Source organism: Spongiactinospora sp. 9N601, from assembly GCF_044326295.1.
Classification (GTDB): domain Bacteria; phylum Actinomycetota; class Actinomycetes; order Streptosporangiales; family Streptosporangiaceae; genus Spongiactinospora; species Spongiactinospora gelatinilytica.
Window position 1 is genome coordinate 536,851 of record NZ_JBIRBB010000004.1, and the last position, 15,990, is coordinate 552,840.

General features: G+C 70.2%; 12 protein-coding genes, 1 rRNA gene and 1 riboswitch. Of the genes, 8 read left to right on the plus strand and 5 right to left on the minus strand.

The annotated features are described in order from the left end of the window. Positions 1-86 precede the first annotated feature (86 nt). The 4 genes from purS (at position 87) to purL (ending at position 3,957) form a co-directional block, all read left to right on the plus strand. The gene (gene purS, locus ACH34R_RS12320) at positions 87-344 is read left to right on the plus strand and encodes a phosphoribosylformylglycinamidine synthase subunit PurS (RefSeq protein ID WP_397561494.1); all 258 of its coding nucleotides are present in this window, start codon (positions 87-89) and stop codon (positions 342-344) included. 224 nt (positions 345-568) lie between these two features. Next, positions 569-958, plus strand: coding sequence for an ATP-binding protein (locus ACH34R_RS12325; protein WP_397561495.1), 390 nt, complete (start codon positions 569-571; stop codon positions 956-958). Between the two features lie 66 nt (positions 959-1,024). Then, entirely contained in the window at positions 1,025-1,705 is a 681-nt protein-coding gene (purQ, locus tag ACH34R_RS12330) for a phosphoribosylformylglycinamidine synthase subunit PurQ (protein ID WP_397561496.1), read from the plus strand. Continuing rightward, complete coding sequence (gene purL, locus ACH34R_RS12335) at positions 1,702-3,957, plus strand: phosphoribosylformylglycinamidine synthase subunit PurL (protein WP_397561497.1); 2,256 nt, start codon at positions 1,702-1,704, stop codon at positions 3,955-3,957. Before purQ ends, purL begins: the two co-directional genes overlap by 4 nt. A 38-nt stretch (positions 3,958-3,995) precedes the next feature. Here the strand turns inward: purL and ACH34R_RS12340 are convergent, their stop codons facing one another. Continuing rightward, positions 3,996-5,807 (minus strand): acyl-CoA dehydrogenase, encoded by a 1,812-nt coding sequence (locus tag ACH34R_RS12340; RefSeq protein WP_397561498.1) that lies wholly within the window; start codon positions 5,805-5,807, stop codon positions 3,996-3,998. A 132-nt stretch (positions 5,808-5,939) separates the two neighbouring features. After that, positions 5,940-5,999: riboswitch (guanidine-III (ykkC-III) riboswitch) on the plus strand. Positions 6,000-6,028: 29 nt separating this feature from the next. Here ACH34R_RS12340 and ACH34R_RS12345 point away from each other — a divergent pair. Then, positions 6,029-6,352, plus strand: a complete 324-nt coding sequence (locus tag ACH34R_RS12345; protein ID WP_397561499.1) for a DMT family transporter — start codon at positions 6,029-6,031, stop codon at positions 6,350-6,352. Positions 6,353-6,534: 182 nt separating this feature from the next. On the opposite strand, the gene ACH34R_RS12350 is transcribed toward ACH34R_RS12345, so the two are convergent. After that, complete coding sequence (locus tag ACH34R_RS12350; RefSeq protein WP_397561500.1) at positions 6,535-6,993, minus strand: hypothetical protein; 459 nt, start codon at positions 6,991-6,993, stop codon at positions 6,535-6,537. A 149-nt stretch (positions 6,994-7,142) separates the two neighbouring features. Here ACH34R_RS12350 and ACH34R_RS12355 point away from each other — a divergent pair, with 149 nt between their 5' ends. Further along, positions 7,143-7,643 carry a GNAT family N-acetyltransferase gene (locus ACH34R_RS12355; protein WP_397561501.1) on the plus strand — a complete coding sequence of 167 codons (501 nt, stop codon included), beginning with the start codon at positions 7,143-7,145 and terminating at the stop codon, positions 7,641-7,643. On the opposite strand, the gene ACH34R_RS12360 is transcribed toward ACH34R_RS12355, so the two are convergent. Then, positions 7,630-9,609, minus strand: a complete 1,980-nt coding sequence (locus ACH34R_RS12360; RefSeq protein WP_397561502.1) for a molybdopterin-dependent oxidoreductase — start codon at positions 9,607-9,609, stop codon at positions 7,630-7,632. The two genes, ACH34R_RS12355 and ACH34R_RS12360, sit on opposite strands and share 14 nt — an antisense overlap. A gap of 85 nt (positions 9,610-9,694) precedes the next feature. After that, entirely contained in the window at positions 9,695-10,435 is a 741-nt protein-coding gene (locus ACH34R_RS12365) for an isocitrate lyase/phosphoenolpyruvate mutase family protein (RefSeq protein ID WP_397561503.1), read from the minus strand. 274 nt (positions 10,436-10,709) lie between these two features. Here ACH34R_RS12365 and ACH34R_RS12370 point away from each other — a divergent pair, with 274 nt between their 5' ends. Further along, positions 10,710-13,238, plus strand: a complete 2,529-nt coding sequence (locus tag ACH34R_RS12370; protein ID WP_397561504.1) for a YbhN family protein — start codon at positions 10,710-10,712, stop codon at positions 13,236-13,238. A 7-nt stretch (positions 13,239-13,245) separates the two neighbouring features. Here ACH34R_RS12370 and ACH34R_RS12375 read toward each other — a convergent pair whose 3' ends face one another. Further along, positions 13,246-15,345, minus strand: coding sequence for a S9 family peptidase (locus tag ACH34R_RS12375; RefSeq protein WP_397561505.1), 2,100 nt, complete (start codon positions 15,343-15,345; stop codon positions 13,246-13,248). A gap of 555 nt (positions 15,346-15,900) precedes the next feature. Between ACH34R_RS12375 and ACH34R_RS12380 the strand changes: the two genes are divergently transcribed. Next, positions 15,901-15,990: ribosomal RNA gene (locus ACH34R_RS12380) — 16S ribosomal RNA — on the plus strand; the annotation flags it as partial.

A 15,990-nucleotide genomic window follows, 5' to 3' on the forward strand; every position in this document is an offset into this window, starting at 1 on the left:
CACACGTTCGTACCACCTGCTCGGCACATCCCCCGGCCTGGAGTAGCCTGGAGCCGCTCATCCCCGCCCCACCCTGGAGGAACACCGTGGCGCGCGCCATCGTCGACGTCATGCTGAAGCCCGAGATCCTTGACCCGCAGGGGCAGGCCATCGCCCGCGCGCTGCCGCGCCTGGGGTTCTCCGGCGTCTCCACGGTACGCCAGGGCAAGCGATTCGAGATCGAGCTGGACGGCCCCGCCGACGAGGCCGCGCTTGCGGACATCCGAAAGATGGCCGAGACCCTGCTGGCCAATCCCGTGATCGAGGACTTCACCGTTCGCGTCGAGGGCGAGCCGGCGGAGTAAAATAGCACATTTGACGCACAAAGCTTGCACAGCATGACGTAAAGCGGGCTCAGGACGTGCCACAATCCCACAGGTTGACCAACAGTAAATAACAACAGCGTTATTTTGCGGTTAGGCCCGATTTCTCGGGGAAGCCTTGTCAAGGTGACGATCCGCGACGGGGAGGGACTCGGGTGGACATCGAGTTCTCGCTGGCTCTTCCACGAGATGCAGTAGGTATTCCGATGGTCCGCCGAGTGTTGGGCGATGCCCTGCGTTCGCTCGGCGTGGCCGAGACCTGCGTCGCAGACATCCTGCTGGCCGCCTCCGAGGCGTGCGCCAACGCGGTACGGCACGGGGGGCCGGCCAACCGCTACCAGGTGCTCGCCGCGATCGGGGAGGGCCGCTGCGATCTGCGGGTCATCGACCGGGGGCTCGGCCTGACCGTCGTCCCCGACCGCTGTCCGCCCGCCGACATGGAGAACGGCCGCGGCATCCTGATCATGCAGGCGGTCGTCGATGAGATCTTCTTCAACAGTGAGCCTGGCCGTGGCACCACGGTTCACCTGCGTAAACGGCTTTCCTGGGACGAGGAGGCGGCGGCGAGCCGAGACCTGGCACTGGCCGCTGTCTGACCGCGGGTAGCCTTCATGTCGCAAGCATGTCGGCGGCGCCCTGGTGCGCGGAGGGGAAATACGGCGATGAGTGCTGCCCGTGTGGGCGTGGTCACTTTTCCGGGGACACTGGACGACCAGGACGCCGCGCGTGCCGTACGGCACGCCGGGGCCGAGCCGGTGCCGCTGTGGCACGCCGACACCGACCTGCGCGGCGTGGACGCCGTGTTCCTCCCCGGAGGCTTCTCCTACGGCGACTACCTGCGCTGCGGGGCCATCTCCCGGTTCGCGCCGCTGATGGGCGAGCTGGTGCCCGCGGCCCGCGCCGGGCTGCCGGTGCTCGGCACCTGCAACGGCTTCCAGATCCTGTGCGAGGCCCACCTGCTGCCCGGCGCGCTGGTGAAGAACGCCGGCCTGCACTACATCTGCCGCGACCAGCGGCTGCGCGTCGAGTCCACCGCCACCGCCTGGACCTCCGCCTACACCCGCGGCCAGGAGGTCGTGATCCCGATCAAGCACGGCGAGGGCCGCTACGTGGCCGACTCCGAGACGCTGGCGGCGCTGGAGTCCGGCGGCCGGGTGGTCGTGCGCTACCTGGGCAACCCCAACGGCTCGCTCAACGACATCGCGGGCATCAGCAACGAGGCGGGCAACGTCGTCGGCCTGATGCCGCACCCCGAGCACGCCCTGGAAGACCTCACCGGCGGGCCGGGCACCGACGGGCTCGGCTTCTTCACGTCCCTCCTCAAGGCCATGGTGAACGCATGATCGACTCTGTTGGCCGCGCCGCGGAGACCCCGCGGGAGCCGCAGCCGTACGCCGAGCTGGGCATGAAGGACGACGAGTACCAGCGGGTGCGCGACATCCTCGGCCGCCGGCCCACCAGCAGCGAGCTGGCCATCTACAGCGTCATGTGGAGCGAGCACTGCTCCTACAAGTCCTCCAAGGTGCATCTGCGGCAGTTCGGCACCAAGGCCCCCGAGTCCGAGGCCCTGCTGGTCGGCATGGGCGAGAACGCGGGCGTGGTCGACATCGGCGACGGATGGGCGGCGACCTTCAAGATCGAGTCGCACAACCACCCCTCCTACGTCGAGCCCCACCAGGGCGCGGCCACCGGCGTCGGCGGCATCGTGCGCGACATCATGTCCATGGGCGCCCGCCCCGTCGCGGTGATGGACTCCCTGCGGTTCGGCGCGGCCGACGCGCCCGACACCCGCAGGGTGCTGCCCGGCGTGGTCGAGGGCATCAGCTCCTACGGCAACTGCCTGGGCCTGCCCAACATCGGCGGCGAGGTCGTGTTCGACCCCTGCTACATCGGCAACCCGCTGGTCAACGCGCTCTGCGTCGGCCTGCTGCGGAAAGACCAGATCAAGCTGGCCACCGCGCCGGGGCCGGGCAACCAGGTCGTCCTGTTCGGCGCGCTCACCGGCCCTGACGGCATCGGCGGCGCGTCCGTGCTCGCCTCGGCGACCTTCGAGGACGAGTCGCAGGCCAAGCGGCCGAGCGTGCAGGTCGGCGACCCGTTCATGGAGAAGCTGCTGATCGAGTGCTGCCTGGAGCTGTTCGCGGCCGACGTGGTCGTCGGCATCCAGGACCTCGGCGCGGCCGGCGTCGCCTGCGCGACCACCGAGCTGGCCGCCAAGGGCACCGGCGGGATGGACGTCCGGCTGGACCTCGTGCCGCTGCGCGACCCCAGGCTGCGTCCCGAAGAGATCCTGATGTCGGAGTCGCAGGAGCGGATGATGGCGGTCGTCACGCCCGCGGACATCCCGGCCTTCATGGAGATCTGCCGCAAGTGGGACATCCCGGCGACGGTGATCGGCGAGGTCACCGACACCGGACGGCTGGTGATGACCTGGCACGGCGAGACCATCGTCGACATCGAGCCGGGCACCGCCGCTGACGAGGGGCCGGTCTACCAGCGGCCCTACGCGGAGCCCGCCGGGCAGCACGCGCTCAACGCCGACGACCCGTCCCGCCTGGCCCGCCCCGGCGACCTCGGCGCGACGCTGCTGCGCCTGCTCGGCTCGCCCAACCTCGCCTCCAAGGAGTGGGTGACGAGCCAGTACGACCGATACGTGCGCGGCAACACGGTGCTCGCTCAGCCCGCCGACGCGGGCGTGCTACGCATCGGCGAGGTCATGCCGGGCGCGTCCGAGACCGTGCGCGGCATCGCTCTGGCCACCGACGGCAACGGCCGGTACGCCCGGCTCGACCCCTACTGCGGCGCGCAGCTCGCGCTGGCCGAGTCCTATCGCAACGTCGCCGTCACCGGCGCGCGCCCGCTCGCCGTCACCAACTGCCTCAACTTCGGCTCTCCGGAAGACCCCGAGGTCATGTGGCAGTTCGCCGAGGCGGTACGCGGGCTGGCCGACGCCTGCCGGGCGCTCGGCGTGCCGGTCACCGGCGGCAACGTGTCCTTCTACAACCAGACCGGGTCGGCCGCCATCAACCCCACGCCGGTCGTGGGCGTGCTCGGCGTGCTCGACGACGTACGCCGGCGCGTGCCGCACGGGTTCACCGGCCCCGATGAGCGGGTCCTGCTGCTCGGCGAGACGACCGCGGAGTTCGGCGGCTCGGAGTGGGCGCATGTCGAGCACGGGCACCTGGGCGGCCTGCCGCCGCGGTTCCAGCCGGAGGTCGAGCGGGCCCTGGCCACCGTCCTCACCGAGGCCGCCGCGCGCGGCCTGCTGACCGGGTCGCACGACCTGTCCGACGGCGGGCTCGCGGTGGCGCTGGCCGAGTCGTGCCTGGCCCACGGGGTCGGCGCGACGGTCAGCCTGCCGCCGGGCGACGACCCGTTCGTGGCGCTGTTCAGCGAGTCGGCGAGCCGGGCGCTGGTCACCGTACGCCCCGAGTCGTTCGACGCCTTCGCCGCGCTGTGCGGCAAGCACGAGGTGCCCTGCACGACACTGGGCACCACGGGCGGCGCGGCGCTGTCGATCCCCGGCGTCCTGGACATCCCCATCGACACCCTGCGCACCACCCACGAGGGCACCCTGCCCGCCCTGATGGCCTGACCCGGCTTCTGGCGCGGGTCAGGCCGCCGCGAGCGGTTCTAGAAGGCGTCCTCGGGCAGGTCCATCAGGTCCAGCCCGGTGGCGGCCAGGGCGCGGCGCTCGGCGGCCAGCCGGGGCAGTACGTTCTGCGCGAAGAACGCGGCCCCCGCCACCTTGCCGGAGTAGAAGGCACGGTCGGTGTCGCCGTCGGCGAGCGCCGTCAGTGCCACCTCGGCCTGCCGGAGCAGCAGCCAGCCGATCACCAGGTCGCCCAGCGCCAGCAGGAACCGGGTGGTGTTCAGCCCGACCTTGTAGATCTCCCTGGGCGCCTCCAGCGAGGAGAGCGCCCAGTGCGCCATCGTGTCGCCCATCGCGGTGACGTCGGCGACGGCCTCGGCCAGCAGCCCGCGCTCCTCCTTCAGCCGGCCGTTGCCCGCCTCGGAGGTCGCGAACGCCTCGATCTCGCCGACCAGCGAGCGCAGCGCGCCGCCCTGGTTGCGGATGATCTTCCGGAAGAACAGGTCCATGCCCTGGATCGCGGTCGTCCCCTCGTAGAGGGAGTCGATCTTGGCGTCCCTGATGTACTGCTCGATCGGGTAGTCCTGGAGGTATCCCGAGCCGCCCAGCGTCTGTAGCGAGCGGGTCAGCATCTCGTAGGAGCGCTCCGAGCCGACCCCCTTGACCAGGGGGAGCAGCAGGTCGTTCATGGCGTGCGCGGCGGTGTCGTCCGGGTCGAGCCGGATGGCGTCCTGCCAGGTCGCGGTGAACAGCACCAGGGCCCGCATGCCCTCGGCGTAGGTCTTCTGCATCATCAGCTCACGCCGTACGTCGGGGTGGTTGACGATGGTGACGCGGGGGGCGGCCTTGTCGGTCATCTGCGTCAGGTCCGCACCCTGCACCCGCTCCCTGGCGAAGGCCAGCGCGTTGAGGTAGCCGGTGGACAGGGTGGCGATGGCCTTGGTGCCGACGGTCATCCGGGCATGCTCGATGATCATGAACATCTGCTTGATGCCCTCGTGCACGTCGCCGACCAGCGTACCGACCGCGGGGTGCCGCTCGCCGAAGGTCAGCTCGCAGGTCGTGGAGACCTTCAGGCCCATCTTCTTCTCAAGGTTGGTCACGTAGACGCCGTTGCGCTCGCCCAGCTCGCCGGTTTCGAGGTCCACCTGGTACTTCGGCACGACGAACATCGACAGGCCCTTGGTGCCCGGCCCCGCGCCCTCGGGACGGGCCAGCACCAGGTGGACGATGTTGTCGCTCAGGTCGTGCTCGGCCCCGGTGATGAACCGCTTGACGCCCTCGATGTGCCAGGTGCCGTCCGGCTGCCTGATCGCCTTGGTACGGCCGGCGCCCACGTCGGAACCGGCGTCCGGCTCGGTCAGCACCATGGTGGCGGCCCAGTCGCGCTCGATGGCGAGTTCGGCGAAGCGCTTCTGCTCGGGGGTGCCGACCGTCCACAGGGTGTGGCAGAAGCTGGCGCCCCCGGCGTACATGTAGGCGGCCGGGTTCGCGCCGAGGACCAGTTCGGAGACCGCCCACACGAGGCTCGGCGGCACGCCGGGGCCGTTCAGCTCGGGCGGCAGCGCGATCTGCGCCCAGCCGCCCTCGATCAGCGCCTGGTAGGACTTCTTGAAGCTCTCCGGCATGGTCACCGAGGAGGTGGCGGGGTCGAACACCGGCGGGTTGCGGTCACTGTCCTCGAACGAGTCGGCCAGCGTGCCGGTGGCCAGCCGGTTCACCTCGTCCAGGATGCTGCGCGCGGTGTCCTCGTCGAGGTCGGCGTAGCGGCCGGTGCCCAGGATGTCCCCGCGGCCGAACACCTCGAACAGGTTGAATTCGAGGTCGCGTACGTTGCTCTTGTAATGACCCATGGCCCCGCTCCATCAGCATGTTACGTACTGGTCAGTAACCTCTCCTAGGATGCTACCCGCCAGTAACCGGGTCAACCAGGGTATGCCGCAGGGGACCGTTCACCCTGTCGGGGGACGTTTGCTAGCGTGCGAGTTGAGGCCCAGCCTCCCGGACGAGACGCGCCGTACCCGGCTCCGACAAGACGACGCATCGACAGCCGTCCGTGAGAGGGAGAAGAGGCATGGCCTGGTTGATTCTCATCGCCGCCGGAGTGTTCGAGGTCGCGATGGCGTACTCGCTGAAGATGAGCCACGGGTTCACCCAGGTGTGGTGGGCGGTGTCCTTCGGGGTGTTCGCCGTGCTGAGCTTCGGGCTGCTGGCGATGGCGCTGAAGAGCCTGGAGGTGGGCACCGCCTACGCGGTGTGGACCGGCATCGGCGCGGTCGGTACGGCGGTGGTCGGCATCCTGCTGCTCGGCGACGACGCCTCGATCGTCAAGATCGTGTCCATCGGGCTCATCCTGACCGGCGTGGTCGGGCTGAACATCGCGGGTGCGGGGCACTGAGCGGGCCGGTCGCTTCGCCGCCCTCGGGGCCGGGTCGCCGCAGGACCATCGTGGTCCTGACGATCGGGCATGGGTGACCATGCCGGCCCCCGAGGGCGTCGAGTCGTTTCGGGTCTGCCTGTGTCTGTTTCGGGTCTGCCGGCGCCTGTGCGGTTGATGGGGCCGGCTCGCGTACGGCCACCTCAGCGGGGCTGGACGGCACGTCCCTTGAGCGCCACGGCGAGCACCCCGGCGATCAGATAGACCACCGCGCCGCCCCACACGGCGTCCCACGCCGCGCCGAACATGCCGTTGCCGTCCAGGATGAGCTGCACCGGGTACATCAGGATCGCGGCGGCTGCGGCCGGATAGAGCGCGAACTTGAAGGGGTGCCGCAGCGACCACACCCGGGCCTGCCGGGTGACCCGGTCGCTCACGTCGGGCCGGGCGATCGCCCCGACGGCCGCGACCAGCGTGAACAGCGTGATCCCCAGGCACAGCGCCCAGGTCGGGCTCGCGGGGCCGGGTAGCAGCCACCCCATGGTCAGGCTGGCCGCGGCCACCGCGCCACCGCTGATCACGGCGGCCTTCCAAGGCGCCCCCCGCAGGGCCGCGCCGGCGAGCGACATCTCCTCGCCCCGGCTCAGTTGCTTTTCGTTCATATCCCAAGAGTGCGCCATCGACTCGTCACCTCACATCGGGGACAAACCCTGATTGACCCCCTACCCGCCCTGACAGGGCGGTCCTTCCCGGCGAGTCACGATCTTGAACGTTACGATTGCGGCGGTAGCCCGGTGATTTGGGGGAGAACGTGAGTGATGTGGTGATCGATCGCCTGACGGTGGGCGAGGGGCGGCGGTTCCGCGAGATCCGGCTCAGGGCGCTGGCGGAGTCGCCGCACGCCTTCGCCTCCACCTACGCCAAGGAGGCCGCGATGTCCGACGCCGAGTGGGAGGCCCGCCTGGCGGAGGGCACGCCCGCGCGGTACGTCGCGGTGGCCGACGGGGCGGACGCCGGACTGGTCGGCATCTTCATGGACGAGCGGGACGAAGTCCCCGGAACCGCGCACCTCATCGCCATGTGGGTCGATCCCGCCCACCGTGGGCGCGGCATCGGCTCGCTGCTCGTGGACGAGGCCCTGGCCTGGGCCCGTGCGGCCGGCGCCCGCCGGGTCGGCCTATGGGTCGTGGACGCCAATGACCCCGCCTTCGCGCTCTACCGGAGCAAGGGGTTCGCCCCGAGCGGCCGGACGATGGCGCTGCCCTCCGACCCCGGCGTGACCGAGACCCACTGCGTGCTCACGCTGGACTGATCTCCACGAAGTTGTCGTGGAAGGCCACACCCGGGCCCAGATCGGTGTCGCGCTCCTCCACCACCGCGTTGACGTTCGTCCCGCCGGGGCTGAGCTTGGCCCAGTGCCCCTTGAACGTCGCGGCCACGCCGGGCCGCACCCGGTCGCTGATCTCGACTTCGGCGGTGAACTCGCCGTGCGCGTTGAACACCCTGGCCCACTGGCCGTCCGTCAGCCCGCGCGCAGCCGCGTCCGGCTCGCTGACCAGCACCTTCGGCCCCTTGGCACGGCGGCGCAGCTCCGGATTGTTGGCGAAGATCGTGTTCAGGAAGGTGTGCGAGGCGGGCGTGACCAGCATCAGCGGGTACTCGCGCGAGGTCACCCGGGACGTCATCGGCGGGATGTACCCGGCCACCCTGGGCAGCCCCAGGGCCGCCGCCCGCTCCGAGACGAACTCCAGCCGCCCGCTCGGCGTCGGAAACCCCTCCGTGAACGGCACGAACGGCGTGGGCACCGCCAGCCGTACCCAGCCCTCCTTGCGCAGCCGGTCGAGCGTGACCCCGGAGAGCGCCGGATCGCCCGAGCCGAGCAACTGCTCGGCCAGCTCAAGGTCGGAGTCGAACAACGCGGGCTCGGTCATCCCCATGTGCCGGGCCAGCCGGCGGAAGGTCTCGGTGGTGGACAGGCACTCGCCGGGCGGCGGCACGGCGGGCTCGTTCCACACCAGGTACATGTGGCCGTAGCCGCCGTGCAGGTCGGCGTGCTCGATCTGCGTCGTGGCCGGTAGCACGATGTCGGCGTAGTCGACCGTGTCGGTCGGGAACTGCTCCATGACCACGGTGAACAGGTCTTCCCTGGCCAGCCCGCGGCGGACGCGGCTTTGGTCGGGGGTGCTGCCCAGCGGGTTGGCCGCGTACACCCACAGGCACTTGACCGGCGCCTCGGTGTCCTCCAGGCCCTCGGCTAGGCGGGTCATGGTGAGCTTGCGGACCGGCTTCTCCAGCAGGTCGAAGCGGGCGTCGGGATAGATCGGCATGTGGTCGGCCGTGGAGTAGCACACGCCGCCGCCCGGCCGCCGCCAGTCGCCGGTCACGCCGGGGATGCAGGCGATCGTCCGCATCGCCGTACCGCCGCCGTCGTGGCGCTGGATGCCCATGGTCGCGCGGATGCCGGTGGGCCGGGTGGTGGCCAGCCGCAGGCCGAGAGCGCGGATGGACTCCTCGGGCAGGCCGGTGATCTCCGCCACCCGCGCCGGGGGATATTTCAGGATCTCGGCCCTGAACTCGCCCCAGCCGTGCGTGTGGTTCTCCAGGTAGTCGCGGTCCTCCGCGCACTCCTCCAGCACTACATACAGCAGCCCGAGCGCCAGCGCGGCGTCCGTGCCCGGCCGGATCGGCAGGTGCTCGTCGGCCTGGTCTGCGGTCCGCGTGCGGATCGGGTCGATCGCCACCACGTACGCGCCGCCCGCCCGCGCCTCCTGCACGAACTTCCACAGGTGGTGCCCGGTGGTCAGCGTGTTGGTGCCCCACAGCAGGATCAGCCGGGACAGCGCGAACGTCTCCGGGTCCATCCCGGCCGAGGTGCCGTTGGTGAGCTTCAGCCCCTCGTTGCCGGACCGCGCGCAGATGTTGAGGTCGTGCCGGGACGCGCCGATCATGTTCCAGAACCGCCACCCGGCCAGGCCCATCTCGCCCTGGATGTACCCGAGCGTGCCGGTGCCCTGGTACGGCCAGATCGCCTCCCCGCCGTGCTCGGCGACGATCGCGCGCAGCCTGGCGGCGATCTCGTCGAACGCCGCCTCCCAGGTGATCCGCTCGAACCGGCCCTCGCCCTTCGCGCCGACCCGGCGCATCGGGTAGAGGATGCGGTCGGGGGCGCTCGCGTGCTCCAGGTACCGGTTGACCTTGACGCACAGCGCGCCGCGCGTGAACGGGTGCTCCGGATTGCCGCGCATCGAGGTGGCCACGCCGTCCTTGACGGTCACCACCCAGGAGCAGGTATCCGGGCAATCCAGCGGACAAGCCCCCAGAACCTTCAGATCCCCCGGCACCCGGCCGATTCTAGCCACCCGGCTACTCGTCTCCGTAGGGGCTGGCCCCGGCCGCGATGCGCTCGGCCATGCCGCGCACGGCGTCGATCATCGCGTGGTAGAGGCCGCCGCCGAAGGTCACCCTGGCCACGCCCAGCTCGGCCAGCCTCGGCAGGCTCGGGCCGTCCGGCGTGAACAGCACGTTGACCGGGCCGGGGACGCGCTCCACCAGCTCGGCGATGGCCGCCTCGCCGGGGGCCAGGATGGGGTAGACGCAGTCCGCCCCGGCGTCGAGGTAGGCGATCGACCTTTCCACGGCGTCGTCCGTCGTGCCGCCGTGCAGGTAGACGTCGACCCTCGCGTTGATCACCAGCTCGGGGGCGGCCTGCCGTACGTCGGACAGCCACCGGACCTGCTCGTCCACCGGCACGAGCCCGGACGCCGGAAGCGCGGAGTCCTCAAGGTTGCAGCCGACCGCCCCGGTGTCCAGCAGGCGGGCGGCGAACTCCTTGGCGGGCAGGCCGTACCCGGCCTCGGCGTCGACCGTGACCGGTACGTCCACCGCGCCCGCGATCCGCGCCGCCGCCGCGAACATCTCCTCGACCGGCGCCCCCTGCTGGTCGGTGTGCCCCAGCGACTCCGCGATGCCGCTGCTCGGTGTCGCCAGCGCGGGAAAGCCCGTCGCCGCGAAGACCTGGGCGGTACGCGCGTCCCAGACGTTGGGCAGTACCAGCGGGCGGTCGGCAGAATGGAGATCACGCAGTCGCTTTGCAAGATCACTCATAGTGACAGGCTAGGCGGGCCTGCCCCCGCGGCGGGAGGTCCACTCACCCGCGAAACGGGCCGTCCACTTGGCCGATACGGGCGAGAAGGCAGGACATGAGGGCCGTGACCACAGCACCATGGAGGGACCGCACCGGCCCGGTGACCACGGTCGGTGATATAGGCATGGGGGTTGAGGGAAGCGTGCGTGCGGGACAAGAGATCTTGAAGTGTTGACAGATCTTGATGTTCCCGCATAACGCGCGCCCGGTTGGAAAAGGGCAGAATCGCGGGCGGTGACACAAATAAGGGATCACGACGGGGTGGAGAACCCGGAGAAGGACACGACGTCCTCCCCGGGCGATCCGGCCGTGTCCACCCCTGACGACAACTCGGCGGACGGCTCGGGCCGAGATACGGGCCCGTTGACTCCGGGGGGTGACACGACGAGGGACACGCCGGTGCTCGTCGTGGAGCCGCTGCTGCCACAACGCCTGCGGCGGCCCTCCGACGCGCTGCGCTGCCTGGCCAGCCTGCTCATGTTCATCGGGGTCGTGCTGCTGGCCCTGGTGGCCAAGCAGACGCTCAACGGCATCGAGCAGGACGTCGAGGTCGGCACCTCCCGCGCGCCCTTGCCGCTGGTGATGATCGCCGGCTTCGTCGGCGGCGGGGCCGTGCTCATCATCCCGGCCGCCCTGGCCGTCGAGCGGGTCTTCCACCGCGACGGCCTGCGGGTCGCCGAAGGACTGATCGCGGCCATCGCCGCCGTTCTGGTCGCCTTCGGGCTCGGCGAGTGGCTCATCGTGGCCTCAGAAGACCTCCGCCAGCTCCTCACCGGCGGCAGGGCGGGCGTCGAGCCGCTCAACACGCTGCTCACGTCCGTCGTGGCCTACATGACCGCGGTCCGCATCTCCCGCCGCCCCACCTGGCGGTCGCTGATGTGGGTTGCCATCGCGCTCGACGTGTTCGCCCTGTTCACCGGGGCCGACGCCACCGCGCTCGGCGTCATCGTGAGCATCCTGGTCGGCCTCGGCGTCGGGTACGGCACGCTGTACGCGATCGGCAGCCCCAACACCCGCCCGCCCGGCAGCGCGATGGTCGCGGCCCTGCGCCGGCTCGGCTACGCGCCCACCAAGGCCCGCAGGATCGACGACGACGTGCAGGGCAGCCGCCGGTACGCGGTGATCACCGAAGAGGATGAGGAGGAGCGCCGGGTCGATGTGACCGTGCTCGACCGCGACCGCCAGGTGGCCGGCCTGGTCTACCGGCTCTGGCGGCGGTTGCTGCTGGCCAGCGAGACCCGCAGGCGGGCCATCCGCTCGCTGCGCGCCGAGCTGGAGCGCGAGGCCCTGATGGCCTACGCCGCCAAGGCCGCCGGCGCGAACACGCCGAGATTGCTCGGCACCAGCGAGGTCGGTACCGAGGCCGCGCTGCTCATCTACGAGCACCTGGACACCAGGGCCCTTGAGGACGTCCCGGACGACGAGATCACCGACGACGTGCTCACCGAGATCTGGCAGCAGGTGCGGCTCTTCCAGGCGCAGCGGCTGGCCCACCGGCGGCTGGAAGGCGAGAGCATCCATCTCGACAAGTCCGGACATGTCGTGCTGGTGGACGCGCGCAGCGGCGAGATCGCGGCCGGTGACCTCCTGCTCCGCCTCGACATCGCCCAGTGCCTCACCTACCTGGCGCTCCGGGTCGGGCCCGAGCGTTCGGTGGCCACCGCCGCCGCCGTACTCGGCCCCGACGCCCTCGCCGGCGCGCTCCCGTTGCTCCAGCGCATCGCGCTGACCAGGCAGACCAGGTCGGCCCTGCGAGGCAAGGACAAGAAGCTCCTGTCGGCGGTCCGCGAGCAGATCGTCGAGCTGAAGCCGCCCGGCGTGGTGGCCCAGGTACGCCTGGAGCGCTTCCGGCCGCGCACGCTGGTGACCATCATCGGCAGCGCGCTGGCCGCCTACCTGTTGCTTTCCCAGCTCGGCCAGGTCGACTTCGTCAGGGTGCTGACCACGGCCGAATGGGCCTGGACCGGCATCGCGCTGGTCGCCGCCGGGCTGAGCTACGTTGCGGCGGCCCTGATGATCAAGGGGTTCGTGCCGGAGTCGCTGCCGCTCGGCCGTACGGTGATGGTGCAGTTCGCCGGGTCGTTCGTGAAGCTGGTCGCGCCCGCGGCGGTGAGCAGCGTCGCGCTCAACACCCGCTACCTGCAAAAACGCGGCATCCCGCCGGGGCTGGCGGTGGCCAGCGTGGGCGCCTCCCAGCTCATCGGGCTGGCCTTCCACATCGCGCTGCTGCTCTTCTTCGCCTACGTGACCGGCAGCGACGCGGCGGCCTCGCTCACGCCGTCCAGGACCCTGCTGATCGTGCTGCTGGCCGTGTCCGTGGCGATCGTCGTCGTGCTGGGCGTGTCTCCGCTGCGCCGGATGATCAGCACGCGGGTCCGTTCGCTGTTCTCCGGCGTGGTACCCCGGCTGCTGGACGTGCTCCAGTCGCCGCGCCGGATCGTGCAGAGCGTGACGGGCACGCTGCTGCTCACGCTGACCTTCGTGGTGTGCCTGGACGCCTGCGTGCGCGCGTTCGGCCACGACATGAGCTTCGCGGCGGTCGCCGTGGTGTTCCTGGCCGGCAACGCGATCGGCTCCGCCGCGCCCACGCCGGGCGGCCTGGGCGCGGTGGAGACGGCACTGATGGCCGGCCTGACCCTGTCGGGGGTGAACCCGGGGGTCGCCACCTCGGCGGTGCTGTTGTTCCGGCTGCTGACCTTCTGGCTGCCGGTGCTGCCCGGCTGGGCGTCGTTCACCTGGCTGCAACGCCACAAGGCCATCTGAGCCGGTCCTACCCCACTGGTTCTACGGTGGCCTCCGGGCCGGTGACCTCGCGGACGCCGAGCCGGTCGAGAATCCACGACAGCGTGAACGCCTCCTCGCGCCAGGAGTCGTACCGCCCGCTGCGCCCGCCGTGCCCCGCGCCCATCTGCGTCTTCAGCAGGAACGGGCCGCCGCTCGCGGTGGCCCGCAGCCGCGCGATCCACTTGGCCGGCTCGTGGTAGAAGACCCGGGTGTCGTTGAGGCTGGTGATCGCCAGGATCGGCGGGTAGGTCGCGGGCTCGACGTTCTCGTAGGGCGAGTACGACTTCATGTACGCGTAGACGTCGGCGTTGTGCAGGGGATCGCCCCACTCGTCCCATTCGATGACGGTGAGCGGCAGCGACGGGTCGAGGATCGTGTTCAACGCGTCCACGAACGGCACCTCGGCCACCACGCCCGCGAACTCCCCGGGGGCGAGGTTCGCCGCCGCGCCCATCAGCAGCCCGCCCGCGGACCCGCCGCGCACGATGACGTCACCCGCCCAGCCGGACGCCTTCAGGTGCCTGGCGCAGGCCACGAAGTCGGAGAACGTGTTCTTCTTCCGGGTGAGCTTGCCCTCCTCGTACCACCGGCGGCCCATCTCGCCGCCGCCCCTGATGTGCGCGACCGCGAAGATCACCCCCCGGTCGAGCAGGCTCAGCCTGGCCACCGAGAACGCCGGGTCGACCGACATCTCGTAGCTGCCGTAGCCGTACAGCACCATCGGCGCGGGCCGCGGCGTGCCCCGGCGCGTCACGATCGAGATCGGCACCCGCGTGCCGTCCTCGGCCGTCGCCCACTCCCGGTGCTGCTCGTAGTCGGCCGGGTCGAAGCCGCCCAGCACCGGCCGCTGCTTCAGCAGGATCAGCTCGCGCGCGGCCAGGTCGTAGTCGTACACCGACGGCGGCGTCACCATGCTGGTGTAGCCCAGCCGCAGCCGCGCGGTGTGGAACTCGGGGTTGCCGCCGGGCTCGGCCGTGTAGAGCGGCTCGGGGAACTCGATCTCGTACGGCTCGCCGTCGCGCGGCATGATCCTGATCCCGGTGAGGCCGTCCCGCCGGAAGTGGACCACGGTGTGCGTCGCGAACGCGTCCACGTCGAGCAGCCGTGTGTCCTCGCGATGCGCGATCAGCGGCGTCCACACCCCGGGATCGTCGACCGGGGCGGTGGCCAGCTCGAAGTTCTCAGCGCCGTCGTTGTGCAGGACCAGGAAGCCGTCCTCGGCGTGGTCCAGGCCGTACTCCACTCCGGTCTTACGCGGCCTGACCAGCTCGAACTCCCCGGCCGGGTCGGCCGCGTCGAGAATCCGGACCTCGCTGGTGATCTTGCTGCCGACGTTGAGCATCAGGTAGCGCTCACTCCGGGTCAGCCCGATCCCCACCCAGAACCGCTCGTCGTTCTCCTCATAGACCAGCACGTCGGAGTCGGCCGGGCCGCCTACGGTGTGGCGGTACAGCCGGTACGGCCGCCAGGCGTCGTCCACGACCGTGTAGAAGAACGTGGTGCCGTCGGCCGACCAGGTGCCGCCATAGGAGATGCCGGGGATCGCGTCGGGCAGCGTCTCACCCGTGACCAGGTCCTTGAACCGCAGCGTGAACCGCTCGTCGCCCTTGAAGTCGGTGGAGAACGCCAGCTTGGTGCCGTCCGGGCTGACCACCGACGTGCCGACGGCGAAGAAGTCGGCCTCGCCGGCCAGCTCGTTGCCGTCCAGGAGCACCTGCTCCCCGGGCAACGGCCCGCCGTCCTCGCCCATCACCGGCGGGGTCTCACCGTCGGCGGCCACCCGGCACTGGATGCCGTACTGCTTGCCCTCGACCGTGCGGGAGTAGTACCACCAGTTGCGCTTACGCGTGGGGACCGACAGATCGGTCTCCTGCGTGCGGTTCTTGATCTCCTGGAAGATGGTGTCCCTGGGCTGGTCGAGATGCGCGGTGACGCGCTCGGTATAGGAGTTCTCCGCCTCCAGATAGGCGACGGTGTCCGGATCGTCTTTGTTGATCAGCCAGGCGTATTCATCCACCACCACGTCTCCGTGATGGACCCGCTCGCTGGCTACCCTCTTCGCCACCGGTGGCGTGTCAGTCGTCATCCGGCCCAGTCTATGTCGCCGCCCCTCTCCCACCTCGCCCTTCGCCTCCGACCCGCCGTGCCCGGGCCGTGGGACTTCTGGAGGGGCGAAGACCCGGTGGCGTAGGCGATGCGGCTCGATCCACCTCTGGGGCCTGATACTCTTATGGAGCAGCGCAGCTCAGCGCACACCACTCCGAATCACTCCGGTGAGGTTGGCATGTGGTCGGGCGCGGGCGGCTGTCTCCTTGTAGCTCATTTTGGTCTGGCCGATCCGCTTGCGGAGCAGGACACGACCTGGTAAGTTAGAGGGGTTGCCCTGGAGACGGGGCGACGAAATGAGGAATAGGCTTCAAGCCCCGGAGGGCTGGATCGGTTCGGCTGGTCTGGTTCGACGGTGTACGCGCCCGTTTCTTGAGAACTCAACAGTGTGCTAAAAGCCAGTGCATGTACAACATGTATGACCCCGTCACCCCGCCCATCGGGCTGGGGTGGTGGATTCCTTTGAACGAGACACCGTTCATCATCCGTTTAGCCGGATGGGTGTCTCGCGCAGGATTAGTGGTTCTTCAAGCATTGTTTGGAGAGTTTGATCCTGGCTCAGGACGAACGCTGGCGGCGTGCTTAACACATGCAAGTCGAGCGGAAAGGCCCTTCGGGGTACTCG